The following is a 25,840-nucleotide window of genomic DNA, read 5'->3' as shown; positions in this document are numbered from 1 at the left end:
CCTCTTGTCAGGCGCCGCGGCGGGCGCCTACGTTGGCGGCGCTCGACACATCCGGGGAACACCGACATGTCCCCCGTCGGGGAAGCGACTTGAGGGGAACTCTCATGGGCTTACGCGGCCGGCACCGCCGGTACAGGGCGAGCAGGATCAACCGGGCCTCGCTCACCGTCACAGCCGGCGGCGCCGGAATAGCGCTCCCGCTCGTCGGCGCGGGCACCGGCGCCGACGTCGCGCACGCGGCCGACGCGCACACCTGGGACAACCTCGACGCACGGGCCCCCGACATCCGGCACCGCGCCGCACCCCGCCCCGCCGTACGCCCGGAGACCACCCCGCAGTCCAAGGCGGGCAAGGCCGAGCTCTACACCGTCGTACGCGGCGACAGCCTCACGGCGATCGCGGACGCCGAGAACGTCGACGGCGGCTGGAAGGTCCTGTACGCGGCGAACCGGAAGGTCATCGGCGCGGACCCGGACCTGATAGTGCCCGGCCAGCGGCTCGCCCTGCGCGACGGCGGCACGACGGCCGACCGAGCCGGACCCCGGGCAAAGCCCGAGCCCCGACCCGAGCCGGACCCAAAACCGAAGGGCGACGCGCTCAGCGCACCCGTCACCGCCGGCATCGGCACTCCCTACCGCGCGTCGGGCGGCTCCTGGGCGAGCGGGTATCACACGGGCGTCGACTTCGCCGTGCCGACCGGCACGTCCGTGCGGGCCGTCGCCGGGGGCCGGGTCGTCTCGGCCGGTTGGGGCGGCGCGTACGGATACGAGGTGGTGATCCGGCACGCCGACGGCCGCTACAGCCAGTACGCCCACCTCTCGGCGCTCACCGTGCGGGCCGGGCAGGACGTCGGCTCGGGCCAGCGCATCGCCCGCTCCGGCTCCACCGGCAACTCCACCGGACCCCACCTGCACTTCGAGATCAGGACCGGCCCCGGCTACGGCTCGGACGTCGACCCACTGGCATACCTGCGAGCGGGCGGCGTCCGGATCTGAGTTCTCCCCTCCCCGCCCCTACGCCGGAGGGGCTGATCTTTTAGGGGCGCGGGGAACTGCGCGACCAGCCACGGCGGCGCGGTAGACGAACGACAGCCGACGGCAGTCTTTCGGGAAGGGGCGGGGAGGGGAAAACGCATGCGGCCGCAAGCCGCCTCAGGACCCCACCCGATGGTCGAACCGCAGATCGTCGCCCAGACCGTCGAGGGCCGCCGGATCGTCCGGCACCCTCGGCAGCACCGGCCCCGCGGGCGTCGCGGGCGCCGCGGGCGCCGCAGCCCCGCCGACCCGTGACGTGCGGGGCGCCGAGCCTTGGCGCGTACGGCTGATGCGCTCCGTGGTCAGCATGACCAGGCCGCCCGCCGTCGCGACGCCGAAGAGCAGCGCCCCGACCGCCCCCACGGTCCCGTACCGGAACGTCTCACCGAACAGGGTCAGGCCGACCGTCGCGGCCACCACCGGGTTCACCACCGTCACGACCGCGAGCGGAACCGCGAGGCCCGCGCCCCGGTACGCGGCCTGCGACAGGAGCAGACCGCCGACGGCGAGGACGGCGATGACGAGGAGGCTGGACGCGCCGGTCAGGCCCGCGCCAGAGGTCACGTCCACGGCGACCGTCTTCGTGAACACGGACGCGATGCCGAACGCGATGCCCGACGCCGTCGCGAGCAGCACACTGCGCACCACCGGCGCGCGGGCCGCCGCCCGCGCCGCCGCGAGCAGGGCCGCGACCGCGGCGAACGTCACCAGGGCGACCGTCGCCCGCTCGGGCCCGGCGAGGGAGTCGGACGCGGCGTCGCCCGCGAGCGAGAGGAGCCCGGCGAGGCCCACCGTCGCCAGGACCGCGCCGCGCCAGGCGGCCGGACCGGCCCCGCGGCCGACGAACAGAGCCGCCATCGGCAGCGCGAACACGATGGTCAGCGCGCCGAGCGGCTGCACAAGACTGAGCGGCCCGAACGCGAGCGCCGCCACGTGCAGGGCCGCGCCCAGACCGTTGAGGCCCACCGCCGCCCACCAGCCGGGGCGGCGCACCGGGGCGTATGTGTGCGGGTCGGAGACCGCCACGCGCTCCTGGACGATCGCCCCGCCCGCGTAGGCGACGGCCGAGACGAGGGAGAGCAGCACTGCCAGTACGAGGGCGCTCATCGGCGCCTCCTTGCCAGATCGTGCGGCTCCTGCGGTGAACGGTCGCCTTCCATAACGTCCAAGATGACCCGCACATTCCGCTTAGTCGTCGTCCCTGAGCAGGCATTCCCTCGTACTGCCGATGGAGTACGCCCCTCGCCGCGTCCAACTGGGGGTGGTGACCTTTGGCCAGACCTCACAGCAGACCTCACAGCAGGACCCGCGGCAGGTACGCGTAGCGGTCCGTCGGCGCCGGGCATCATGGGGCGGTGGATCTTCGACTGCTCAGCTCCGTCGGCGGCTTCTTCGCCCTGCGCACGGGCGGGCCGGACGCACCCGTTCCGCAGGCGCGGGCCGCTGTTCCGCTGGCCCGGGTGTACGAGGAGGGAGCCGGCCCCCTCGACTTCCGTGTCGACAAAGTGACCTCGCGGCTCGGTGCGCCGGAGCCGCGCATCGGGGCCTCCGTGGCCCAGCTGGGGCTCGCCGCCCGGCTCTGGTCCGTGAGCCTGGGCGCGGCCGCGCTGTACGGGAAGGCCTTGGACGTCGACCCGCGGCGGCTCCGCTGGGACCCGGACGGCACGAGCCCCGACGACCTGTGGCTCGACGAGGTGCGGACGCTGCCCCTCGACGACCTCGGCGCGAGCGTGATCGACGGCCACCTCGTCCCGCTCGCCGCCGCGCTGCGCCGCCGCCACCGGATCGCCGAGCCGCTGCTCTGGGGCAACGCGGGCTCCGCGCTCGCCGGCGCCGTACGCGAGCAGCACTCCTGGGCGCGGCGCGCGGACCGCCCGGACGTCGCCGCCCGCGCCCTCGACCTCGGCGCGGCCCTGTTCCGCCACCCGGAACTCGCCTGCACCGGCGTCCTGGACCTGGACGCCGGGCCCCCGCGCTTCCGCCGCCGCAGTTGCTGCCTCTACTACCGCTGCCCGAGCGGCGGACTCTGCGGCGACTGCTGCTTCGACCGACCGCCCGCCCGGCGCTGAGCCCAACGGCCCGGCGCTGACCGGAGACGCGCGCACGGGTCGGGCCCGCACCCTCGGTCAAGGGGTGCGGGCCCGAAGTGCCGTACGGGCGTGCCGTGTGAGCGTGCCGTACCGGCGTCGACGGCGTCAGCAGTTGTCGAGGTACGCCGTGTGGATCCAGACGCCGGTGTGCCCGCCCCACAGGTTGCCGTGCACCCAGTTGCCCTGCGTGCCGAGCAGGTCCATGTTCTGGCCCCGGTTCACCTTGCCGAGCACCGGGTACTCCGGGCCGGGCCCGCCGCGGAAGTTGACGCCGTTGTCGTTGACGGTGCAGACGCGCGCCTTGGCCTCCTGGGCGGCGGCGGGAGCGGCCTGCGCCGCGGGGGCGGAGGCCTGCGCGGCCCCGGTGGTGGCGGCCACGGCCCCCACGGTCGCGGCGGTCACGGCGAACCCGGCGAGAGCCTTCTTGACCCCGTTGATACCCATGATGATGTTCCTTCCCCGTGCTGGAGTTTCCCCGTTCGCGAGCCCCGCCCGCACCGTCTGCCGACGGCCCGTCGGGAGCTCGTCCTTACGTGTTCCAGGATCGGCGGCACAGCGGGGGAGCGGTACCTGACGGATGTCAGGGGCGCCCTCGCTGTCCGATGTCGGCGGGGCTCAACTCGCGTACTCCGCAAGGAACTTCCGCATCCGCTCCGTGTGTGCGCGGGTCCGTTCCGGCACCCCGCGCTCCGCTCGTACGACCTTGCCGCTGGTGCGGTAGGCCGCCGCGAGCAGGGACGGGAGGTCCTCGGTCATGCCGTGGTCGCGGAAGGAGCCGGCGAGGTAGCAGAGGTACGAGCCCAGGGTGGCGATGGCGTCCGGCGGGTTCATGTGGTCCGTCCTGCCGTCTCCGTCGCCGTCCTTCGCCCAGTCGCGGAAGACCTCGGGCGTCCACATGGCGACGCCGTGCTCCCGCACCGCGATGCCGTCCTTGCCGTGGCGGACCCGGTGCGCGTGCACGTCGAAGCCGCTCTCGGCCTTGAGGATCGCCGCGATCAGGGCGGGCGACACGGCCTCGTCGGCGCACCGCATCGACGCGTTCGTGATGTGCGGCCGTAGCTCGCGCGGGACGGCGGCGTGCTCGGCGAGGGCCTGGGCGGAGGCCGGGGGGACGGCCTGAGCCCCGGAACGCCCGCCTGTGGAAGGTGAGTCGGGGGCAGCCGTGAGCAGGAGGGCCGAGCCGGTCGCGGCCGCGAGTGCCGTCGCGGCCGTCGCGAGCAGGACCGCCGTCCGCCGCCGGGCCGACCGCGACGGCCGCTCCGGCGCACCCAACTCCCGTACACGCAACGCGAGTTGCTCGCCGTTCAGACGGGAGCGTACGGCGTGCTCCGGGTGCAGGCAGTCGGCGATCAGCGCGCGCCAGCCCGGCGGCACCGACGCGTCGAGACGCAGGGGCGCGCCGCCGCGCGCGTACGCCTGCGCGGCGAGCGCCCGCGCCCGCGCCGTGGCGCCCGGGAACGGATGCAGGCCGCCGCTCAGCACCTGGTGCGCCACCACCCCGAACGCCCAGACGTCCGCGGCCGGACGCACCTTCGTGCCCCGCGCGCCCGTCCGCTCCGACCACCACTCCGGCGGCACATGGTCGAGCGTGCCGAGCGGCGGCACGTACGCGTGCGTGCCCTCCAGCTCGGTCGTCAGGCCGAAGTCGGCGAGCCACACCGCACCGCCCTCCGCGAGCAGCACGTTGGCCGGTTTCAGGTCGCCGTGCACCCAGCCGCGCCCATGCAGATGCGCGAGGCCCGCGGCCACCCCGGCGAGGACCCGCTCCGCCGACGGCAGCGCCCGGCCGGGCTCGGCGGCGAGCAGTTCCTGCAGGCTGTGCTCGGCCCGGTCCATGGCCAGGGCGATGAGACCGTCGAGCTCGGGCCTGTCCCGGTCGCGCACGGTGTGCGCCGCGTGCGTGCGGACCAGGTGCGGATGGTCCGCCTCCAGGCTGAACTTGACCTCGCGCGCGACGAGTTCGCTCATGTCGCCGCGCTGGCCCGGCGTCAGCAGATCGGTCCGCAGGAACTTCACCGCCGCCCGCGTACCGTCCTCGACGTGCTCGGCCGCGTACACGCTGCCCCAACTGCCCGATCCGATCGGCGTGTTGATCCGCCACGGCCCCACGCGGTACCCGTCGGGAACGTCGATCGGGGGAGTGCTGCCGAGTCCCATGCGCCGCGCGCCCTACGCCGGCCCCTGCGCGGAGACGCCGCCGCCGCGGCGGGGCAGCAGCGGCAGATGCTCCTCACGGACCAGGTCGAACCGGAGCGCGAACGCCACCAACTCCTCACGCTTACCGGTCAGTTGACTGCCGGAGCCGGTCGATCCCCTGCCGCTCCCGCCGCTCACGCCGCTGCCGCCGTCGTCGCGGAGCCGTAGTTTGACCGAAGTCAGGTAGTCGATGTGGTAGTTGACCGCCGAGCGGGTCAGCCCCGCACAGCCGTCGAGCCCGCGCAGCCGCTCCACCACCTCGCCCACCCCCGGCACCGCCGCACTCGACGGCCGGCGCAGCCGCGGCTCGCACAGGGCGAGCAGCACCAGGAAGTACTTCGACGTCGGATCGAGGGCGAAGGGGCTGGTCGTCGGCTCCCCGCGCTGCACGGACGCCGCCCGCTCGCCCGCCGGGCCGCCGTCCAGATAGGCGTGCTCCGGCGCGAACACCTTGAACGTCGCCTCGCCGTCCGTGCCCGGCAGCAGCACCCGCGAGAACTCGAACGGCACGGGCGCGCCGACCCGTCCGGGAGCGACCTTCACATGCTCGCCCGCGCCTTCCAGGTTCTGTACGACGTACGTCGACGTACGGCTGAAGTTGGAGAGCCGCCAGTAGTCCTCCGCCGCCACGATCTGGCCCGCCCTGCGGGACACCGCCGGGTCGTCCAAGGTCACCGGAACGGGTACGTCCGGAGCGCCGCGGCCGAAGTCGGCGGTGTCGCCGGGGCCGAGGCGGAGCAGCCGGGGCCGGTCCGTGCGCCCCGGAACGCGGCCGCTCCCGGGCCGGTCCGACGGCTCCTCGGGCAGCTGCACGATGACCGTGTCCATGCCTTCCCTCCCCCTGCTCAGGCACGCGCCGAGTCTAGGACCCAAGAGAGGTCAAACAGTTGCGAAAGCCCTGCAAGGGCGCGGATCCGGCCCAGCTGCGAGCGGCCCGTCGAGCCGCCTTGCAATCGCCGGGGTGAACGCGCCCGCCGGGTTGACGCGGGGCGGCCGGGACCCGGCGCGGGGCGCCCGCTCCGACGGTGAGCACCACTCCGACGGCGGCTGCGACCTCGACGACCGCTCCCGGCCGGCCTGGGCGATGTTCCCCGTGAGGCGTCTGGGCGGCACGGGCCAAGACTTAATCTGCTCGTAACGGAGCGTGTCCTGAACGTACTTGACCGTAGTCAGCGGGCCGGGATTGACTCAAGTTCCCCGTCGCCGACGCGAGGCACGCCCATGACCCCAGACCTGCTCGCCCCTCTCGACCTGGCTTTCTGGAACATCGAGTCCGACCGTCACCCCATGCATCTCGGGGCGCTCGGAGTCTTCGCCGCCGACTCCCCGGAGGCAGCCCGGCACGCGGCCGACCTTCTCGCCGCCCGCTGCGCGGCCGTGCCGGGGCTGCGGATGCGCATCCGCGACGCGCTGCTCCCGGTCGGCGGCGCCGTACGCGCCCCGGACGCCGACTTCGACCCCGCCCACCACGTCCGCCTCGCCGCCGTGGCCCGGGACTTCCAGGAGGCCGCAGGCGAGCTGATGCAGCGGCCCCTCGACCGCGCACGCCCGCCGTGGGAGGTGCACGTACTGCCGGGCGTGGACGGCACGTCCTTCGCGGTCCTCTTCAAGTTCCACCACGCCCTCGCGGACGGCCTGCGCGCGCTCATGCTCGCCGCGGGCCTCATGGACCCGCTGCCCGACTCGCCCCCGAGCCGCAAGCCGCCCAAGCCCGCGGACTCCCGTACGGGCGACGGCGCGGCCCGCCGCCGCCCCGACCTGTCCAAGTCCCTCGACGTGTTCCGCCGCCGCGTCGGCGAGGTCGGCCAGGCCCTGGACATCGGGGCCTCCGTCGCCCGCGCCACCTGGGGGTTCCTCGAAGCCGCCCCGGCCCTCACCGCACCCGCCACCGGGACCCGCCGCACGGCCGGCGTCGTCGTCGACCTCGACGACGTGCACCGCATCCGCAAGCGCACCGGCGGCACCGTCAACGACGTCCTGATCGCGGCGGTCGCGGGCGCCCTGCGCAGCTGGCTGACCGAGCGCGGCGAGAACGGCGACCGGGTCCGGCCCCGCGCCCTGATCCCCGTCTCCCGGCGCCGCCCGCGCGACGCCCACCCCGGCGGCAACCGCCTCTCCGGCTATCTGATCCGGCTGCCCGTCGCCGAGTCCGACCCGCTGGAGCGGCTGCGCGCGGTCCGTACGGCCATGGACCGCAACAAGGAGGCCGGGCCCAACCGCGGCGCGGGCGCCGTCGCCCTGCTCGCCGACCATGTGCCGCCGCTCGGTCACCGGCTCGGCGGCCCCGTCGTCGCACAGGCCGCCCGGCTGCTCTTCGACATCCTCGTCACCAGCGTCCCGCTGCCCGGTCTCGGCCTGCGCCTCGGCGGCTGCCCGCTCGACGCCGTCTACCCCTTCGCGCCGCTCGCCCCCGGCCAGTCCCTCGCCGTCGCGGTCTCCACGTACCGGGGCAACGTCCACTACGGGCTCATCGCCGACGCGCAGGCCGTACCGGACCTGGACCGGCTCGCGGCGGCGCTGCGCGCGGAGATCACGGCGCTCGGGGAGGCGGCGGAAGCGGCGGAGGCGGCCGGGCCGACGCAGGGCTGACAGCCGCGCGGGCAGTGACCGGGAGGACGGTGAACGGGCAGGTCCGGGGCGTGTTCCCGGGCCTGCCCGCTCCCCGGTGGTTTGGCTTCGGGTGCCGCACCTACGTAAAGTTCCCTCTTTGGAAACTTCCCCTGGCCCCGGCGCACGCGCGCGGGGGGCCCGAGCGAGCACGAGGAAACGGCCATGACGGTTGCCCACGAGGCGGCGGACGAGAGCCAGACGTACGGTCCGGGGATCGACCCCGAGCGCCTGGCCGTCTGCCTCAGCGTGCTCGACGAACTCGACAAGCTGGAGGTCGACCACCCCGACGCGATCACCGTGCGCCGCGCCACCGCCGGCATCTACCGCACCGTGAAGCAGCGCCGCCGCCAGGAGCGCAGGGCCGCCAAGACCGCCCACGACAAGGCCGTCACCGAGGCCACCGCCACCGGCTCCGCCGAGCGCATCGACGACGAGACGCAGGGCCTGCTGCCCTCCTCCTCGACCGTCGGCGAGATCGCCGGAATACTCCAGCGCCCCCGCTCCTGCTACATCTGCAAGGCCCGGTACGTCGAGGTCGACGCCTTCTACCACCAGCTCTGCCAGGAGTGCGCCGCCGAGAACCGCGCCAAGCGCGACGCCCACGCCGACCTCAGCGGCAAGCGCGCCCTGCTCACCGGCGGCCGCGCCAAGATCGGCATGTACATCGCGCTGCGGCTGCTCCGCGACGGCGCGCACACCACGATCACCACGCGCTTCCCCAAGGACGCCATCCGCCGCTTCAAGGCGATGGACGACTCGGCGGACTGGATGCACCGCCTCGAGGTCGTCGGCATCGACCTGCGCGACCCGGCCCAGGCCGTCGCCCTCGCCGACCAGGTCGCCGAGGCGGGCCCGCTCGACATCCTCATCAACAACGCCACCCAGACCGTGCGCCGCCTGCCTTCCGCGTACGCCGCCCTCGTCGACGGCGAGAGCGCCCCGCTGCCCGCCGGTGAGCTGCCCGCCCACCACGTCATCGGCGCCTTCGGCTCCGGCGCGGTCGACGGCCTCGCCGCGCTGCCCGCCGGGATCAGCGGCATGGACGCCCAGGAGGTCGCCGACCTCGCCCTGGTCGCGGGCAACGCCAGCCTGGAGCGGCACATCGCGGGCACCGCCATAGACGCGGGCGGCCTCGTCCCCGACGTGGTGGACACCAACACGTGGGTGCAGACCATCGAGCAGATCTCCCCGGTGGAGCTGTTGGAGACCCAACTCTGCAACTACACCGCGCCGTTCATCCTCATCTCCAAGCTCCGCCCCGCCATGGCCGAGGCCGCGAAGAAGGCGGCGAGCGGCCGCGCGTACGTCGTCAACGTCTCCGCGATGGAGGGCGTGTTCAGCCGCGGCTACAAGGGCGCGGGCCACCCCAACACCAATGCCGCGAAGGCCGCGATGAACATGGTGACGCGCACCAGCGGCCAGGAGATGTTCCAGACCGACCAGATCCTGATGACCTCGGTCGACACCGGCTGGATCACCGACGAGCGTCCGCACTACGACAAGCTCCGCCTCGCCGAGGAGGGCTTCCACGCCCCCCTCGACCTGATCGACGGCGCGGCCCGCGTCTACGACCCGGTCGTGCGCGGCGAGGCGGGCGAGGACCTGTACGGCGTCTTCCTGAAGGACTACGCGGTCTCCAAGTGGTAGGCGAACAGGGCGAGTTGAAGCCCCGCGACGCCAAGTGACGGCTCGGTGAAGCCCGTTCGGTTCACCGCCGCGCGCCGCTAGCCTGACCCGGCATGACGGTCTTACGCAGACAAGTCCTCCGGTACGGCGCAGGCACCGCCGGCGCCCTCGCCCTCACCCGCACGGGAACCGCCGCCGCCCGCACCCCCGGCCGCCGGGTCGCGGTGCTCGGCGGCGGGCCCGGCGGCCTCACCGCCGCCCATGAACTGGCCGAGCGCGGCTTCGAGGTCACCGTCTACGAACGCCGCCCCGTCCTCGGCGGCAAGGTCCGCTCCGTCCCGGTGCCCGGCACCGGCACGGACGGACGCCGCGACCTGCCCGGCGAACACGGCCACCGCGCCGTCTTCGGCTTCTACCACAACCTGCCGGACACCCTCCGCCGCATCCCGTACCCCGGCAACGAAGAGGGCGTGTACGGCAACCTCACCCAGGTCCCCTGGCAGACCTTCGTACGCGAGGACGGCAAGAAGGACCTCTCGTACCCGAGCACCCCGCCCGCGTCCGGCGCGCTGACCGTCGAGTCAGTGACGCGCATGCTCGCCGGGCTCGTCGCCGAGGTGGGCGAACTCCCGCCGCACGAGGCCGCGTACTTCGCGCAGCGCGGCGCGATCCTGCTCACCAGCAGCAAGGAGCGGCTGTTCGGGCAGTGGGAGGAGATGGACTGGTGGACGTTCATCCGCGCCGAGTCCGGATTCCCCAAGTCCGTTGAATACCAACGCCTGTTCGGCGGCACGGCACAGACCCTGAACGCCTTCAAACCCAGCCTCGCCTCCACCCGTACGTGCGCGCAGGGCGGCGAGGCCATCGTGTACGACATGCTGCGACGCGGCAGCGACGGCCCGCACAACCGGGTCTTCGACCGCCCCACCAGCGAGGCCTGGGTGGACCCGTGGGCGGACCACCTGCGCGCCCTCGGCGTCCGCTTCCGCACCGGCCACACCGTGGAGTCGCTGACCTTCGAAGGCGGCCGCATCACCGCCGCCGACGCCCGTACGGCGGACGGGAGTTCGGTACGGATCAAGGCCGACTGGTTCCTCGCCGGACTGCCCGCCGACCGGGCCAAGGACCTGTGGAGCAAGGAGATCCTCGCCGCCGACCCGAGCCTCGCCGGCACTGCGAAGCTCGGCACGATCTGGTGCCAGGGCATCCAGTACTTCCTGCGCGAGCCGACCCCGCTGCACAACGGCCACGTCGTGTACGTGGACTCGCCCTGGGCCCTCGTCTCCATCGCCCAGGGCCAGTTCTGGCAGCCCGGCTTCCCCGCGACCTGGGGCGACGGCCGGGCGCGCGACTGCCTCTCGGTGGTGATCTCCAACTGGGAGAAGCCCGGCGTCCTGTACGGCAAACCCGCCGCGCACTGCACCCGCAGGGAGGTCGCCGCCGAGGTGTGGGCCCAGATGAAGCGGGCCCTGGAGGACCGGGGCGAGTCGGTCCTCCCCGACGACCTCGTGCACTCCTGGCACCTGGACCCGGCTTTGCAGGACGGTCCCGGCGGCCTCAGCAACGACGAGCCCTACCTCCTCAACGGCAAGGGCTCCTGGCGCCACCGCCCCGAGACGACCACCGCGATCCCCAACCTGTTCATCTGCGCCGACTACGCCCGTACGCACTCCAACCTCGACTTCTCCTCCATGGAGACCGCCAACGAGGCGGGCCGCAGAGCCGCCAACGGCGTGCTCGACGCGGCCGGTTCGGACGCCGAGCGGGCCCGCCTCTTCGAGGGCTACAGCCCGCCCGAGTTCGCCCTCGCCAAACGCGTCGACGCCCAGCGCTACCGAGCGGGCCTGCCGCACGCCCTCGACCTCGGCTGACGCCCTTGTCTCAAATAGTCGGCCCCAGAAGGGATTTGAGTAGACATCAGTGATGCACCGGGTGGTGCGAGGGCGGCACCGCCCGGCGCGACGGCGCCCCGGGGTGCGCGGGGTGCAACACCCCCGGCGGCGGCAGGGCGTGCCCCGCCGCGATCAGTTCGAGCACGGGCCGCCAGTCCTCAAGCACGCCCGCGTCGAGCTCCACCACCTGCGCCGCCTCCGCCGCCTGCCGTAGCGCCACCGCGTCCTCGGCCAGCGGATCCCGTACGAACGCGTCCGCCTCCGGCGCCGACATCGCCCCGCCCCGCTGCGCTACCCGCCGCGCACTCGACGGCGACAGCGGGCGGTTCGGCTCGACGGCGGCGAGATACCGCTCGGCGTGCACATGGAGGCGTACGAGTCGGGCGACGCGGCCGCCGAGCAGGGTGTGCAGCGCGTCGGCGGCCGCGTCGGCGAGGTCCGCGTGTGCGGCGCCGCCGGGGTGCAGCAGCAGCTCGATGTCCTGGAGCAGGCCCGCGACCTGCAACTCCTTGTCGCTGGGCCGGGAACGGCGCAACAGGGCCGCCGTCCGCAGGGCGTGCTCGTGCAGGTCGGCGGTCGTGCCGCCGTGGTCGGACGCGCTGTGCACGCCCCTACCGGAGTACAGGAGTTCCAGCAGCTCGTCGACGGTCCGCGGCGCCCTCTGCGGCACCCTCCATGGCTCCATGCGCGGCTCCCTCCGGGCTCGGTGCCGGTGTTGCAGCACAGCATGCCCGCCTGACGCCTCGACCAACGCGGCGTTAACCCCGCACACCGGACGGGCCGACCCCGCGCGTCCGGCCCGAGCGGAGGCCGACGAGCGCAGCTCGCCCATGTGGGGTACGCGACACGCCGAGCGGCACCCCTTCTGGCCCTCCCTGCCGCGCGGGGCGGTCGGCCCGCACCTAGATTTCCCGGCGTCGGACCTGTTTCTGGTGGGATGTCAGAAAAGGTCATCTGTGCGGAGGGAATAGGGAGTTGTTGATGCAAGCGATAGCACGAGCCTCGGCGCGTGCGGCGGCGGCGTTCTGGCCGGCCGCCCTGGTGACGGGAGTCGTGGGAGCCACTGATTCTCGGGTACGCCGCCGAGGCGTCCACGAGAGCTGAAGACGGAAACGAACGCGCGAGGGCCGGTGCCGCACTGCTGATGCGGCACCGGCCCTCGCGCGTTCGCGGACATCCGGACGCCCGCCCGGACCTGCGCGGCGCCCGGTATGAGAGTCGCCCTCAGGCAAGCCCTAGGCCGAACAAGGTAAATGGCCCGAGATGCGTGATTTGTACATCTTGTTCGGTCAACAGATGGGGCGACTGCGAGCCGAGTGAACGGAGTGAGCCATGGGTGCGGTGGGCCGAAGAGAACTGCTCGGCCTGGGACTTGGGGCGGCCGCGGCCGGAGTCGGGCTCGCGGGCTGCGGTGCCGACGGCCGCCCCGCCCCGCAGCACGGCGCGCACCGCCCGAAGAAGCCCGCTGCCGGCGGCGGCCGACCGCAGGGCGCACCGAAGGCGCCGCGTCTGATCGGCGACGGCTCCACCTCGTTCACCGGCCGCCAGCCCCACCAGCCCGCAACGCCCGTACCGCTGGAGCCGGGCGAGACGCCGCCGCAGTTCGTCGTCTTCTCCTGGGACGGCGCGGGCGAGGTCGGCAACGGGCTCTTCCCGCGCTTCCTCGAACTGGCGAAAGAGCACGACGCGCACATGACGTTCTTCCTCTCCGGCCTCTACCTGCTGCCGGAGGACAAGAAGCGCGTCTACCGCCCGCCGAACAACCCCGCAGGCGCGTCCGACATCGGCTATCTCACCGACGAGCACCTCAAGGAGACCTTGACGCACGTCCGTCAGGCCTGGCTCGACGGCCACGAGATCGGCACCCACTTCAACGGGCACTTCTGCGGCGGCAGCGGCTCCGTCGCCCGCTGGAGCAGTGCGCACTGGCGCGCGGAGATCGATCAGGCCAAGGGCTTCGTGCAGCGCTGGCGCACCCACACCGGCTGGTCCCAGCTGCCGTCCCTGCCGTTCGACTACGACCAGGAGCTCATCGGCGGCCGCACGCCCTGTCTGCTCGGTCAGGAGAACCTGCTGCCCGTCGCCCGCGAGCTCGGCTGGCGCTACGACGCGTCCTCGCCCGGCGGCGTGCAGCGCTGGCCGGTGCAGAGGCAGGGCGTCTGGGACCTTCCGCTGCAGGCCATGCCGTTCCCGGGGCACCGCTTCGAGGTCCTGTCGATGGACTACAACATCCTCGCCAACCAGTCGAAGAACTCCACCCGCACACCCTCGTACAACTGTCCGACCTGGCGTCGGCAGGCCACCGAGGCGTATCTCGCGGGCTTCCGGCGCGCGTACGAGACCAATCGCGCGCCCCTGTTCATCGGGAACCACTTCGAGGAGTGGAACGGGGGCATCTATATGGACGCGGTCGAAGAGACGATCCGGACGATTGCTGACAAGAAGGACGTACGCCTGCTGTCCTTCCGTCAGTTCGTGGAGTGGCTCGACGTCCAGGACCCCGCCGTACTGGCCGAGCTGCAGCGACTCCAGGTCGGCGAGCGGCCGAAGGCCGCGTGAACGCGAGGAGTCCCGCGAGGCGACAACGGCGGTCGGCTGTGCGGGAGTCCCAGGCTTCCGAGGTGGATCTTGGCTGAATCAATGTGACGAATCGTGATAAATCGGACGAGTTTTGGCCCCATCGAGCAGCGGGCCGCTCATTTGGTTACGCTGTACGAAGCGGACAGCCAAAAGGGGTTCCACCAACACCCATGGCCCGTCCCTGGGCAAGCCGGTCATCACCCGGCCCAGCCCGAACGAGTACCGGCGCCACCGCGTCCGAACTGCCCAGATCGAGCCCTTCGGTCCTCGGCACCCGGCAAACGGGACGCGCCGGAACGACCGGGGGTTACCCGACACATAAGGAGTGCGCGGTGACACCAGAGAAGACGAAGAGCGATTCACGCCCCAAGGAACACAGCGAGCGCAAGGGCCGGCCCGAAGAGCTGGGCAGTCTCGACGTGTGGGCCAGGTCCGCGCCGATCAGGCTCGCCGGATACGAGGACGACCTCGCGGAGCCGCACATCCTTCAAGGCGTCGACTGACTCCCACCCGGAGTCGGCTGATCGCAACGGCCCCCGCGGACCACGGTCCGCGGGGGCCGACGCATGCCGAGGCGCCCTGCTGGGGCTGCTGGGGTTTTCCGGCACTCAGGGGCGCACGTCCGCCGTACGCTGCCACGGCCGCGCCGCCTCCAACGCCGCCGCGACATCGAGCAGTTGACCCTCCCGGCCCGGCGCCCCGACCAGCTGCACCGCGCACGGCGCCCCCGACGACAGGTACCCGAACGGCAACGTCAGTGCGGGCCACCCCGTCAGGTTCCACGTCGGCGTCAGCGGCGAGCAGCGCGTGTTCACCAGCACGTTGTGCAGCCAGCCCCGCTTGTGCCACGGGTCCGCGCGCGGGCCCCGGCGCGCCAGCGCGGGCGTGAGCAGGACGTCGTACCGCTCGAAGAACGGCGCGAACCGCTCCCGCAGCTGCTCCCGGCGCCGACTGCGCTCCACCCCCGCCGCACAGCGCGCCCCGAGCGCCGCATGCACCCGAGTGCGCCGCGCGAGCCGGCCCAGGTCAAGGCCCTCCGTGTCGACGTACGTACCCGCCGACCAGTGCGCGAGCGCCGTGGCGCCCAGCCACATCGGGTACGGAGGGTCCGCCGCGTCCACCGAATGGCCCAATCCCGCGAGAACTTTTCCGGCCTCCCGCGCGGCCGTCGCGTACGCGTGCGTGACCGGGACCCCGGGCTGCGGGCTGCGCGCCGCCGACACGGCGATCCGCAGCGGGGCGGTCTCGGCGGCGGGTCCGGCGGACGGTCGGGAGGCTGGCCCGGCGGTGGGCCCGGCGGTGGGTTCCGCGTCGGCGGAGGGGGCGTCGGCGAGGACGGAGAGCATCAGGCGGGCGTCCTCGACCGTCGTCGCGAGGGGGCCGTTCTCGGACATGCCGAACCAGCCGCCGCCCAGCTCCCTCGGCACCGTGCCGCTGCCCGGCTTCAGGCCGAGCACCCCGCAGTGCGCGGCCGGGATGCGGATCGACCCCATGCCGTCGTTGCCGAGGCCGAGCGGCGCCATGCCCGCCGCGACCGCGGCCGCGCTGCCCCCGGACGAACCGCCCGCCGTCCGCGTCAGGTCCCAGGGGTTACGGGCCGCGCCGTGCACGCCGTCCGTGGTGCCGAAGACACACAGCTCCGGCACGTTCGTCAGGCCGATCACCAGCGCGCCCGCCGCCCGCAGCCGGGCGACCGTCACATGGTCCGCTGCGGCGGGATCGGCGGAGGTCGCCGCCGAGCCGTTGCGGCAGGCCTCGCCCCGTACCGGCAGGTTGTCCTTGACCGCCACCGGCACACCCGCCAGGGGGAGTCGGGCCAGATCGGCGCGGGCGGCGAGCGCGTCCGCCTCGGCGAGCACGGCAGCCGCGCGCACCGTGCGGAACGCGCCCACCCGGGCGTCCAGGAGGTCGATCCGCGCGAGATGGTCCGCCACCACATGGCGCGGCGACACATCCCCCTCGCGTACGGCGGCGGCGATCTCGGCGGCGGTGCGGCCGGCCCAGCTGGTCACGGCGACTCCCTGAGGCTGGTGCTGATGTGCGGTCACGGGTAGAGGAACGGGGGGAACGGTACGCCCGGTCCCCGCACGCCGGACAGGAGCCCCTGCGGTCCGACCCGGTCCGCCTCGATCAGCCCCTGGGACATCCGATGACTGTCTGAACTCGGCCTTCTGCAGGGCCCATTGACACCGGAACGCGCCGCCTCAATCATCAGACCTCCGATGAATCGCGGATCGTTCGTACCGTCCGGCTCCACCCACCCCGACCCCCGGAGGTCCGCCCCATGGCCGTCAGTCGACGTCTCTTCCTCACGGCGAGCACGGCGAGCACGGCGACCGCGCTCGCCGCGTCCAGCGCCTCCCTCGCCCCCGCCCACGCCGCGACCGCCGGTGCGCAGGCGTCCGCCGAGCCCGCGTACCGCATCCCCATCAGCTCCTCCGACAGCGCCGAGGAACTCGTCCGCAAGGCTTCCCTCGTACGCCCGACGGGCCGTCAACTCGCCTGGCAGGCACTGGAGAAAACCGCGTTCCTGCACTTCGGCGTGAACACCTTCACCGGGCTCGAATGGGGGTCGGGGGAGGAGGATCCCGAGCTGTTCCAGCCGGTCGGGCTCGACACCGACCAGTGGGCGCGGGCCCTGCGCGACGGCGGTTTCAAGCTCGCCATCCTCACCGTCAAGCACCACGACGGCTTCGTCCTCTACCCGACGCGCTACACCAAGCACAGTGTGGCGTCCAGCAGTTGGGCCGGTGGGCGCGGTGACGTGCTGCGGAACTTCGCCGACTCGATGCGGCGGCACGGCATCAAGGTCGGTGTGTACGTGTCGCCCGCCGACGAGAACCAGTACCTGCACGGGGTCTACGCCAACGGCAGCCCGCGCGCCGACCACACCGTCCCCACCCTCGTCGAGGGCGACGACCGGGACGGCAAGGACCTGCCGACCTTCGAGCTGCCCGCCACGGACTACGGCGCGCACATGCTCAACCAGCTCTACGAGGTCCTCACCGAGTACGGACCCGTCGACGAGGTGTGGTTCGACGGGGCGCAGGGCCACATCCCGCCGGACAAGGTGGAGAAGTACGACTGGGACAGCTGGTACGCGCTGGTGCGGGCGCTCGCCCCGGACGCCACCATCGCCGTGTCCGGGCCCGATGTCCGCTGGGTCGGCAATGAGGGCGGGCTCGCCCGCGAGGACGAGTGGAGCGTCGTCCCCGTCAAGGAGAAGGACTACGGCCGCACCGACTACGCCCTGCCCTACGACGCCCCCGACCAGGGCAGCCGTGACGCCCTCCTGCAGGCCCGCGAGGTCGCCCAGTACCTGCAGTGGTGGCCCGCCGAGTGCGATGTGTCCATCAGATCCGGCTGGTTCTACCACGAGGACCAACAGCCCAAGTCCGTCGAGCAGTTGACGGACATCTGGTTCCGGTCCGTCGGCCGCAACTCGGTGCTGCTGCTGAACATCCCGCCGGACAAGCGCGGTCTGCTGCCCGACGCGGACGTGGCCCGGCTGCGGGAGTTCCGTGAGCGGATCGAGGCCGAGCTGCCCGCTGACCTCCGACGGCCCGGGTGTGCGCACCCTCGACCTCGGCCGCCCCGTCGAGGTCGACCGCATCCGCCTCGCCGAGGACGTACGGCACGGCCAGCAGATCGAGGCGTACGTGGTGGAGGCGGAGGTCGACGGGGCTGGCGGGGCTGGCGGGGCTGACGGGGCCTGGAGCGAGGTCGCCCGCCAGGGGATCGTCGGCGCGAGCCGCATCCTGCCGCTGCCCGCGCCGGTCACCGCCCGCCGCTGGCGGATCCGCGTCACCGCGTCCCGTGCCCAAGCACACCTCGCGGAGTTCGGCCTGTACCGCTCCCGGGTGTAGGCGCGGCACATGTGGGCGGATCACATGTGGGCGGATCACATGGTGGCGCCGGCCTGTGTGGGCGCGGCACATGGGGGTTGACCACATGTGAGCTGAGCTGACCACATGGAGGCGGGCACGTGTGGGCGCGGCACGTGTGAGCGGGGCACGTGTGGGCGCGGCACGTGTGGGCGCGGCACGTGTGAGCGGGGCACGTGTGGGCGCGGCACGTGTGGGCCAGGCATAGGGGTGCGCGGCGGGTGCGCGGAGGGCGTCACCCCGCCGCGTACACCCGCTGCCCGCCCACGAAGGTCTGCTCCACACGGGTCGACCCGATCTCCTCGGCCGGACCGGCGAACGGATCCCGGTCGAGGACCGCGAAGTCCGCGTAGTAGCCCGGCGCGAGGGTCCCGGTCACGTCGTCCAGGTGGTTCACGTACGCGCTGCCCGCCGTGTACGCGGCGAGTGCCGAGCCCAGGTCGATGCGCTGCTCGGGCAGGAACACCGGGGTGCCGTGCGGGGCTTCGGGCAGGACGCGGTTGACCGCGACGTGCAGCGCCTGCAGCGGGTCGGGGCTGGACACCGGCCAGTCGCTGCCCGCCGCCAGGGTCGCCCCGGACCGCAGCAGGTCGCCGAACGGGTACTGCTGCGCGCTGCGCTCCGGCCCGAGGAACGGGATCGTCAACTCGTCCATCTCCGGCTCGTGCACCGCCCACAGCGCCTGCAGGTTGGCGCTCGCGCCGAGCTCCCGGAACCGGTGGACGTCGTCGGGGTGCACGACCTGCAGATGCGCGAGGTGCGGGCGCGTGTCCGTGAAACCGTTGGCCGCGCGCGCCGCCTCGACCGCGTCGAGAGCCTCGCGCACGGCACGGTCGCCGAGCGCGTGGAAGTGCACCTGGAAGCCGCGGGCGTCCAACTCGGCGACGTACGACCGGAGTTCCTTAGGCGGCACGAAGCTGATGCCGCTGCTGTCGGAGGTGCAGCCGCAGCCGTCGAGGTACGGGCCGAGCAGCGCCGCCGTGCCGTTCTCCGCGACGCCGTCCTGCATGATCTTCACGGTCGTGCAGCGGAGGCGGCCGCGTGTGCCCGCCGCGCGCCGCGCCACCAGCTCCTCGATCTGCTCGGTGCCGCGCGCCCGGTCCCACCACAGCGCGCCCACCACGCGCGCGGTGAGCCGGCCGTCCTCGGCCGTCGCGAGGTACGCGTCCGTGGGGTCCGTGAGGTTGGCGTGCTCGCCGAGGATGGCGTCCTGCCAGGCCGTGACGCCGAACGAGTGCAGCAACTCCTGGGCGCGGAGCAGCCCGGTGATCTTCGCTTCGAGGGTGACGGGCGGCAGGAGCCGGCCGACGATGTTGGCGGCGCCCTCCTGCAGCATGCCGGTGGGTGCGCCGTCCGCGCCGCGCTCGATACGGCCGTCGGCCGGGTCGGGGGTACGGGCGTCGATGCCGGCGCGGTCCAGGGCGCGGGAGTTGACCCAGGCGCCGTGGTGGTCGCGGTTGACCAGGTACACGGGCCGGTCCGGCACGAGGCGGTCGAGCTCGGCCGCGGTCGGCAGTCCGCCGGGGAACGCCTCCATCGCCCAGCCGCCGCCGGTGATCCACTCCAGGTCCGGGTTGGCGCGGGCGTACGCGGTGATCAGCTCCCGGTACTCGGTGAGCGTCGTCGCCCCGCTCAGGTCGCACTGGCCCATCTCCAGGCCGCCGCCGACCGGGTGCACATGTGCGTCCTGGAAGCCGGGGACCAGCAACTTGCCGCGCAGGTCGACGACTTCGGTGCGCGGGCCGATCAACTCCCGCACCTCGTCGTGGCCGACGGCGACGATGCGCTCCCCGCGCACGGCGAGGGACGTGGCGCGGGCGCGGGCGGGGGAGAGGGTGTGGACCGGTCCGCCGGTGAGGACGAGATCGGCGGGGCTGCTGTCGGACACGTACGGACTCCTTGCGGCGGTGGGGGCGAGATCGGGCCCCGATCCAATCGGCCTTGCCAGGCTTGCGTCAATGGTGTTGACATAAGGGTGCCGCGTGGCAGCGGGGTCGTAGTCGTACGGGAGGGGACGAGACATGGGTGACGGGCCTACGTCGCGGGTGCCGGCCGAGCGGCGTCGCCGCAGGCCTGCCAGGTCGGGTGTGGTTCTCTCGCAGGACCTGATCGTCGACCGGGCCCTTGCGCTGGTCGCGCAGCAGGGGCCGGAGGCGCTGAGCGTGCGCCGCCTCGGTGCGGCGCTCGGCTGCGATCCGAGTGCGCTCTACCGGTACTTCCGCAACACCGACGACCTGCTGCTCGCCGTCGCCGACCGGCTCATCGGGGAGGCCCTCGACGGGTTCGAGCCGGGGGACGACTGGGTGGCGGGACTGCGCGAGATGGCGCACCGCATCCACCGCAGCTACCGCGAACACCCGCGCATCGCGGCCCTCGCCGCGTACCGCGTGACGCGCCGCCCGCACGAGTTCCGGGCCGTGGACACCGGCATCGGACTGCTGCGCCGGGCCGGGTTCGGGGAGGCGGACGCGGTACGGCACTACGCGGCGTTCGTCGACACGGTCCTCGGGCATGCGGCGCTCGACGCGGCGTCCTTGTCGCTTTCGCCTGAGCGGAGGGTGGGGGACGAGGTGGCGTGGACGTCCGTGTACCAGTCGCTGCCCGCGGGGGAGTATCCGCAACTGGCCGCTGTGCGGGGGGAGTTGGGGTTGATGGCTGAGGGGGCGTTCGAGGGGGCGGTGGAGTTGTTGTTGGAGGGGTTGGTGGGGGTTGCTGCCCGTGGGTGATTTTTCCCCTACCCGCCCCTTCCCGAAGTCCTCAGCGGACGGCTCCCAGGGGCTGCGCCCCCGGACCCCCCTTCGGGCCGCCGCTCGGCTGAAGCGTCGTCGTGGCTGGTCGCGCAGTTCCCCGCGCCTTTAGCGGGGCTGCGCCCTCCACGGGTGCCTTTCGAGGTCGTCGTCCGGCTGCAGCGCCGTCGTGGCTGGTCGCGCAGTTCCCCGCGCCCCTAGCGGGGCTGCGCCCCCCATCGCCCTCCGGGCTCGGTCTCAAGCGGTGGGCCGGCTGGAATTCGGTTCTGGTCGGACCGGAGTGGCTGCTCCATGGGCCCGGCGGGTCAGACTTCGGGCCCCGGCAGGGGCGCGGGGAACTGCGCGATCGGCCACGATGGCGCGGTAGTCGATCGACGGCGGGGGTTCGGGGCGGAGCCCCGGGTAGGGGCGCGGGGAACTGCGCGGCCAGCCGCCGCGGCGCGGTAGTCGATCGACAGCCGGGGTTCGGGGCGGAGCCCCGAGGCGGTCAGGAGGGGCCAGGCTGGCCCCGGAGCCATACCTCGACCTCGCCCACGTGCGCCGCCGCAGCGGACCGCGCCGCCTCCGGGTCGCGGGCCGCCAACGCCTCGTAGATGCGGGCGTGTTCGCGGCGCGTGCGGGCGAACGCGTCCTGTTGTTCGTAGCCGCGCCACACCCGCGCCCGGAACGTCCGCGAGGAGAGGCCCTCCAGGATCGCCGCCATCGTCCCGTTGCCCGCGGCCGCCGCGATCTCCCGGTGGAAGGCCAGGTCGTGGAAGAGGATCTCCTCCGGGTCGTCCGTCGCCTCCATCGCCGCCAAGTGCCCGTGCACGGCGGCGAGTTGGGAATCCGAGATCCGCGCCGCCGCGAGCGCCGTCGCCGTGGACTCCAACACCCGCCGCACCTCCAGGAGTTCGACGAGGCTCGGGCCGCGCGACAGGTCCGCGACCACCCCGAAGGTCTCCAGGAGGTCGCCCGCCTCCAACTGCGTGACGTAGATGCCCGATCCGTGCCGGGCCTCCAGGACGCCGAGGACCGTCAGGGCGCGGATCGCCTCCCGCATGGAGCTGCGCGAGATGCCGAGCTGAGCGGCCAGATCCCGCTCCGTGGGCAGCCGCCCGCCCGGCTCCAGGAGCCCCTCCGCGATCATCGCCTTGATCTGCTCGATGGCGCGCTGCGTCACCGTGCCCTTCTGCGCGGACGCCTGCTCCACGGACCACCCCTCCCGCTCGCCCGACCCCGCCCCGGAGCCGGGTGCGCCGCAGTCTAACCACCCCAGTGGTCCGACCACCACAGCGTGATCGCACCTCAATTCCCGGAAAAGTTGCGGCACAAGGGTGTCGACGAGCCGAAGTGGTCTGATAAATATTCGCCGACCTCGCAGACACGCTTCCCCCTTGAGGAGCCGTCGGATGAGCCCTCGTACCGAACGCACCAGCCGTACGGAGCGCACGAAGCGCATGAGACGTACGAAGAGCACGAGACGTACGAAGAGCACGAGACGTACGACGCGCATGGTCGCCGCCGGCTGCGCCGCACTGCTGCTCGCGGCCTGCGGCAGCACGAAGGACGCCGCGGGCGGCTCCGGCGGCGCGGCCGGGGGAGAGGCCGCCAGGGTCGGCGTGATCGTGCCGCTGCTCACCTCGCCGTTCTGGCAGTCGTACAACGACTACGTGCCGAAGATGGCGAAGGACCAGGGCGTGGACGCGCTCAAGACCGTCAACTCCAACAGCGACTCGGCGCAGCAGATCACCGATATCAACAACCAGCTCAACCAGGGCGTCGGCGGCCTCGTCGTCGCCCCCCTCGACAGCGCCGCCATCTCCGCGGGCCTGGACCAGGCCGAGCGCAAGGGCGTCCCGGTGGTCGCCGTCGACGTGGCCCCCGAGAAGGGCAAGGTCGCGATGGTGGTGCGCGCGAACAACGTCGCGTACGGCGAGAAGGCCTGCGACTACCTCGGCGAGCACGTCGACAGCGGCAAGGTCGTGCAGATCATGGGCGACCTCTCCTCGGTCAACGGGCGTGAGCGGTCGGAGGCGTTCAGGACCTGCGTGAAGAAGAAGTTCCCGAAGCTGAAGGTCCTGGAGATCCCCGCCAAGTGGGAGTCGGACGCCGCCGCGTCCAAGCTGGACACGCTGCTCAACGCCAACCCGGACGTGAAGGGCATCTACCTGCAGGCGGGCGGCGTGTATCTCGCGCCGACGCTGCAGACCCTCAAGTCGAAGGGGATGCTGAAGAAGGCGGGCGAGAAGGGCCATATCTCGATCGTGTCGAACGACGGCATCCCGCAGGAGTTCGCCGCGATCCGCAAGGGCCAGATCGACGCGACGGTCTCGCAGCCGGCCGACTCGTACGCCAAGTACGGCATGTACTACATCAAGGCCGCGATGGCCGGGAAGACGTTCGAACCCGGGCCCACCGACCACGGCTCGACCATCGTGAAGCTGCCCAGCGGCAACCTGGAGGACCAGCTGCCCGCCCCGCTGGTCACCAAGGAGAACGTCGACGACCCCGAGCTGTGGGGCAACACGGTCGAATGAGCCCACTTCTGACGAAGCATCAAGAGCAGCCAAGCGGTCCGCATCCGCCGCCCCTCGTCCGGGCGACCGGCATCACCAAGCGCTACGGGCCCACGACTGCGCTCCTGGACGGCCAACTCGCCGTCCACCAGGGCGAGTCGCACGCCCTCGTCGGCCGCAACGGCGCGGGCAAGTCCACCCTCGTGCAGATCCTCACCGGACTGCAGGCCCCCGACGCGGGGACGGTCCGCTTCGACGGCGAGCCCGCACCCGCGCTCACCGACCGCGACGCCTGGCGCGCCAAGGTCGCCTGCGTCTACCAGAAGCCGACGGTCGTACCCGAACTCACCGTCGCCGAGAACCTGTTCGTCAACAGGCAGCCGACCGGGCGGGCCGGGCTCATCGACTGGCGTCGCCTGCGCCGCGAGGCCGCCGAGCTGCTCGACGCCTGGGACGTGCACGTCGACCCGGACGCCCGCACCTGCGAGCTGAGCGTCGAAGACCGTCAAATGGTCGAGATCGCACGGGCGTTGAGCTTCGGCGCGCGCTTCATCATCCTCGACGAGCCCACCGCGCAGCTCGACAACCGCGAGATCGAACGCCTCTTCACGCGCATGCGCGCCCTGCAGGACTCCGGCGTCACCTTCCTGTTCATCTCGCACCACCTGCAGGAGGTGTACGAGGTCTGCCAGACCGTGACCGTGCTGCGTGACGCCCGCTGGATCACCACCGCCCCGGTCGCGGAACTGCCGCGCGCCGCGCTCGTCGAGGCGATGGCGGGCGAGTCCGTCGTCCACCGCGCCGACACCGCCCGTACGCCCGTGCCCGAGGACGCCCGCACCCTGCTCGACGTGCGCGCCCTGACCGGCGAGGCGTACGAGAACGTGGACCTGGCCGTCCGCGAGGGCGAGGTCGTCGGGCTCGCCGGGTCCAGCGGCAGCGGCAAGATCCAGCTAGCGGAGACCCTCGCCGGGATGCACCGGCCGCGCTCCGGAACCGCTCAACTCGCGGCCGTGGCACTGCCGTTCGGCGATGTCACCGCGACCCTGCGGGCCGGGGTCGGCTGGGTGCCGCGCGACCGCCACGACCAGGGGCTCGTGCCGGCGATGAGCATCGGGGACAACGCGACGCTCGGCGTCCTCGACCGGCTGGCCGGCACGCCCCTCGCGCGACGCCTCGGCTTCCTCTCCACCGAGCGCCGCCGGACCCTCGCCGTTGACCTCGTGCAGCGCCTCGACATCCACGCCGAGGGCCCCCACCAACCCGTGTCCGACCTGTCGGGCGGTAACGCCCAGAAGGTCGTCATGGCCCGCGCCCTCGCCTCGGAGCCGCGGCTGCTCGTCCTCGTCAACCCCACCGCGGGCGTCGACGTGAAGTCCAAGGAGTCGCTGCTCGCCCGGGTCGACACCGCCCGCGACGACGGCACCGCCGTGCTCGTGGTCTCCGACGAGCTGGACGACCTGCGGCGCTGCGACCGCGTCCTGGTCCTGTTCCACGGCCGGATCGTCGCCGAGTACGCGGCGGGCTGGCACGACCACGAGCTGATCGCCGCCATCGAAGGAGTGGCCCGACCGTGACCGACACACCCCTGGCCAAGGCCGCAGGCGCCACCGAGGGCCCGTCCCGAACGCCCGGCACGCCCGGTGCGCCCGGCGGTGCCCCCGATCGCGCCTCCGCCGCACGCCCCGCACACGGCCTGCTGTGGCGGCGGGCCCGTGAACTCGCGCTCGTACCCGCCCTGTTGCTGCTTCTGCTGCTCGGCGCGCTCGTCAACGACTCGTTCCTGACCGAGCGCAACCTGATCTCCGTGCTCGGCGCGTCCGCCGCCCTCGCGATGGTGGTGCTCGCCGAGTCCCTGGTCCTGATCACCGGGAAGTTCGACCTGTCCCTGGAGTCGGTCGTCGGCATCGCGCCCGCGCTCGGCGCGCTGCTCGTGCTGCCCGCCGCGCAGGCCGGGTTCGGCACCGAGTGGCCCGCCGGGCTCGCGCTGCTCGCGATCCTCGCGACGGGTGCGGCGCTCGGCGCGTTCAACGGTGTACTGGTCGTGAAGTTCAAGCTCAACGCGTTCATCGTGACCCTGGCCATGCTGATCGTGCTGCGCGGACTCCTCGTCGGAGCCACTGAGGGCAAGACGCTCTTCGGGCTGCCCGAGTCCTTCTACACGCTCGCCACCAGCACGTTCATCGGCATCCCGCTGTCGGTGTGGGTGGCCGCGGGCGCGTTCGGGGCGGCCGGCCTGATGCTCAGGCACCACCGCTGGGGCCGGGCCCTGTACGCGATCGGCGGCAACCCGGAGGCGGCCAGGGCGGCCGGCATCCGCGTCGAACGCGTCATGCTCGGCGTGTTCGTCGCCGCCGGGGTGCTCGCCGCGCTCGGCGGCCTGATGCAGACCGGGTACGTGGGCGCCATCAACGCCAACCAGGGCCAGAACATGATCTTCACGGTGTTCGCGGCCGCGGTCATCGGCGGCATCAGCCTCGACGGCGGCAAGGGCACCATGTTCGGCGCGCTCACCGGCGTCCTGCTCCTCGGCGTCGTACAGAATCTGCTCACTCTGGCCCAGGTGCCGTCCTTCTGGATCCAGGCGATCTACGGCGGCATCATCCTCGTCGCCCTGATGATCGCCCGCGTCACCACCGGCCGCGCGCAGGACTGACCTGCGCCCCACTCCGAGAGGCACCCC

Annotated in this window: 19 protein-coding genes and 1 pseudogene; 12 read left to right on the top strand and 8 right to left on the bottom strand. The window is 72.8% G+C overall.

Annotated features, from left to right (window positions below):
* Window positions 1-104 precede the first annotated feature (104 nt).
* The gene (locus QIS96_RS08860; protein WP_282541884.1) at window positions 105-995 is read left to right on the top strand and encodes a M23 family metallopeptidase; all 891 of its coding nucleotides are present in this window, start codon (window positions 105-107) and stop codon (window positions 993-995) included.
* 156 nt (window positions 996-1,151) lie between these two features.
* Here QIS96_RS08860 and QIS96_RS08855 read toward each other — a convergent pair whose 3' ends face one another.
* The gene (locus QIS96_RS08855; RefSeq protein ID WP_282541883.1) at window positions 1,152-2,141 is read right to left on the bottom strand and encodes a DMT family transporter; all 990 of its coding nucleotides are present in this window, start codon (window positions 2,139-2,141) and stop codon (window positions 1,152-1,154) included.
* A gap of 248 nt (window positions 2,142-2,389) precedes the next feature.
* On the opposite strand from QIS96_RS08855, the gene QIS96_RS08850 reads away from it, so the two are divergent.
* Window positions 2,390-3,103 (top strand): IucA/IucC family C-terminal-domain containing protein, encoded by a 714-nt coding sequence (locus QIS96_RS08850; RefSeq protein ID WP_282541882.1) that lies wholly within the window; start codon window positions 2,390-2,392, stop codon window positions 3,101-3,103.
* A gap of 126 nt (window positions 3,104-3,229) precedes the next feature.
* Here QIS96_RS08850 and QIS96_RS08845 read toward each other — a convergent pair whose 3' ends face one another.
* From QIS96_RS08845 to QIS96_RS08835, 3 genes are all read right to left on the bottom strand, one after another.
* Window positions 3,230-3,568, bottom strand: coding sequence for an SH3 domain-containing protein (locus QIS96_RS08845; protein ID WP_282541881.1), 339 nt, complete (start codon window positions 3,566-3,568; stop codon window positions 3,230-3,232).
* Between the two features lie 171 nt (window positions 3,569-3,739).
* Window positions 3,740-5,281, bottom strand: a complete 1,542-nt coding sequence (locus QIS96_RS08840; protein ID WP_282541880.1) for a serine/threonine-protein kinase — start codon at window positions 5,279-5,281, stop codon at window positions 3,740-3,742.
* A gap of 12 nt (window positions 5,282-5,293) precedes the next feature.
* On the bottom strand, window positions 5,294-6,148 hold the full coding sequence (locus QIS96_RS08835) for a serine/threonine protein kinase (RefSeq protein ID WP_282541879.1): 855 nt from the start codon (window positions 6,146-6,148) through the stop codon (window positions 5,294-5,296).
* 393 nt (window positions 6,149-6,541) lie between these two features.
* Here QIS96_RS08835 and QIS96_RS08830 point away from each other — a divergent pair, with 393 nt between their 5' ends.
* From QIS96_RS08830 to QIS96_RS08820, 3 genes are all read left to right on the top strand, one after another.
* Window positions 6,542-7,909, top strand: a complete 1,368-nt coding sequence (locus QIS96_RS08830) for a wax ester/triacylglycerol synthase family O-acyltransferase (RefSeq protein ID WP_282541878.1) — start codon at window positions 6,542-6,544, stop codon at window positions 7,907-7,909.
* Window positions 7,910-8,092: 183 nt separating this feature from the next.
* Window positions 8,093-9,577 (top strand): SDR family NAD(P)-dependent oxidoreductase, encoded by a 1,485-nt coding sequence (locus QIS96_RS08825; protein ID WP_282541877.1) that lies wholly within the window; start codon window positions 8,093-8,095, stop codon window positions 9,575-9,577.
* A gap of 92 nt (window positions 9,578-9,669) precedes the next feature.
* Complete coding sequence (locus tag QIS96_RS08820) at window positions 9,670-11,427, top strand: hydroxysqualene dehydroxylase (protein WP_282541876.1); 1,758 nt, start codon at window positions 9,670-9,672, stop codon at window positions 11,425-11,427.
* 46 nt (window positions 11,428-11,473) lie between these two features.
* On the opposite strand, the gene QIS96_RS08815 is transcribed toward QIS96_RS08820, so the two are convergent.
* Window positions 11,474-12,133 carry an HD domain-containing protein gene (locus QIS96_RS08815; protein WP_282541875.1) on the bottom strand — a complete coding sequence of 220 codons (660 nt, stop codon included), beginning with the start codon at window positions 12,131-12,133 and terminating at the stop codon, window positions 11,474-11,476.
* Between the two features lie 647 nt (window positions 12,134-12,780).
* Here QIS96_RS08815 and QIS96_RS08810 point away from each other — a divergent pair.
* Window positions 12,781-14,007 carry a polysaccharide deacetylase family protein gene (locus QIS96_RS08810; RefSeq protein WP_282541874.1) on the top strand — a complete coding sequence of 409 codons (1,227 nt, stop codon included), beginning with the start codon at window positions 12,781-12,783 and terminating at the stop codon, window positions 14,005-14,007.
* A 353-nt stretch (window positions 14,008-14,360) separates the two neighbouring features.
* Entirely contained in the window at window positions 14,361-14,531 is a 171-nt protein-coding gene (locus QIS96_RS08805) for a hypothetical protein (RefSeq protein WP_282541873.1), read from the top strand.
* Window positions 14,532-14,636: 105 nt separating this feature from the next.
* Here QIS96_RS08805 and QIS96_RS08800 read toward each other — a convergent pair whose 3' ends face one another.
* The gene (locus tag QIS96_RS08800) at window positions 14,637-16,040 is read right to left on the bottom strand and encodes an amidase (RefSeq protein WP_282541872.1); all 1,404 of its coding nucleotides are present in this window, start codon (window positions 16,038-16,040) and stop codon (window positions 14,637-14,639) included.
* A gap of 272 nt (window positions 16,041-16,312) precedes the next feature.
* Here QIS96_RS08800 and QIS96_RS08795 point away from each other — a divergent pair.
* Window positions 16,313-17,894 (top strand): annotated as a pseudogene (locus tag QIS96_RS08795) (alpha-L-fucosidase).
* A gap of 253 nt (window positions 17,895-18,147) precedes the next feature.
* Here the strand turns inward: QIS96_RS08795 and QIS96_RS08790 are convergent.
* On the bottom strand, window positions 18,148-19,800 hold the full coding sequence (locus QIS96_RS08790) for an amidohydrolase (RefSeq protein ID WP_282541871.1): 1,653 nt from the start codon (window positions 19,798-19,800) through the stop codon (window positions 18,148-18,150).
* A gap of 133 nt (window positions 19,801-19,933) precedes the next feature.
* On the opposite strand from QIS96_RS08790, the gene QIS96_RS08785 reads away from it, so the two are divergent.
* Window positions 19,934-20,638, top strand: a complete 705-nt coding sequence (locus tag QIS96_RS08785) for a TetR/AcrR family transcriptional regulator (RefSeq protein ID WP_282541870.1) — start codon at window positions 19,934-19,936, stop codon at window positions 20,636-20,638.
* Between the two features lie 508 nt (window positions 20,639-21,146).
* Here the strand turns inward: QIS96_RS08785 and QIS96_RS08780 are convergent.
* Window positions 21,147-21,851 (bottom strand): FadR/GntR family transcriptional regulator, encoded by a 705-nt coding sequence (locus QIS96_RS08780; RefSeq protein WP_282541869.1) that lies wholly within the window; start codon window positions 21,849-21,851, stop codon window positions 21,147-21,149.
* Window positions 21,852-22,152: 301 nt separating this feature from the next.
* On the opposite strand from QIS96_RS08780, the gene QIS96_RS08775 reads away from it, so the two are divergent.
* The 3 genes from QIS96_RS08775 (at window position 22,153) to QIS96_RS08765 (ending at window position 25,813) form a co-directional block, all read left to right on the top strand.
* Window positions 22,153-23,178, top strand: a complete 1,026-nt coding sequence (locus QIS96_RS08775) for a sugar ABC transporter substrate-binding protein (protein WP_282541998.1) — start codon at window positions 22,153-22,155, stop codon at window positions 23,176-23,178.
* Window positions 23,175-24,734: a sugar ABC transporter ATP-binding protein gene (locus QIS96_RS08770; protein WP_282541868.1), complete on the top strand. Its 1,560-nt coding sequence runs from the start codon at window positions 23,175-23,177 to the stop codon at window positions 24,732-24,734. The genes QIS96_RS08775 and QIS96_RS08770 overlap by 4 nt, the downstream gene beginning before the upstream one ends.
* 119 nt (window positions 24,735-24,853) lie before the next feature.
* Entirely contained in the window at window positions 24,854-25,813 is a 960-nt protein-coding gene (locus QIS96_RS08765) for an ABC transporter permease (RefSeq protein ID WP_282541997.1), read from the top strand.
* The last annotated feature ends 27 nt before the right edge of the window (window positions 25,814-25,840 follow it).

The sequence above is a fragment of the Streptomyces cavernicola genome, from assembly GCF_029968035.1.
Classification (GTDB): Bacteria; Actinomycetota; Actinomycetes; order Streptomycetales; family Streptomycetaceae; genus Streptomyces; species Streptomyces cavernicola.
Note: the sequence above shows the minus strand (reverse complement) of the source record. Positions and strands in the feature narration are given on the sequence as shown.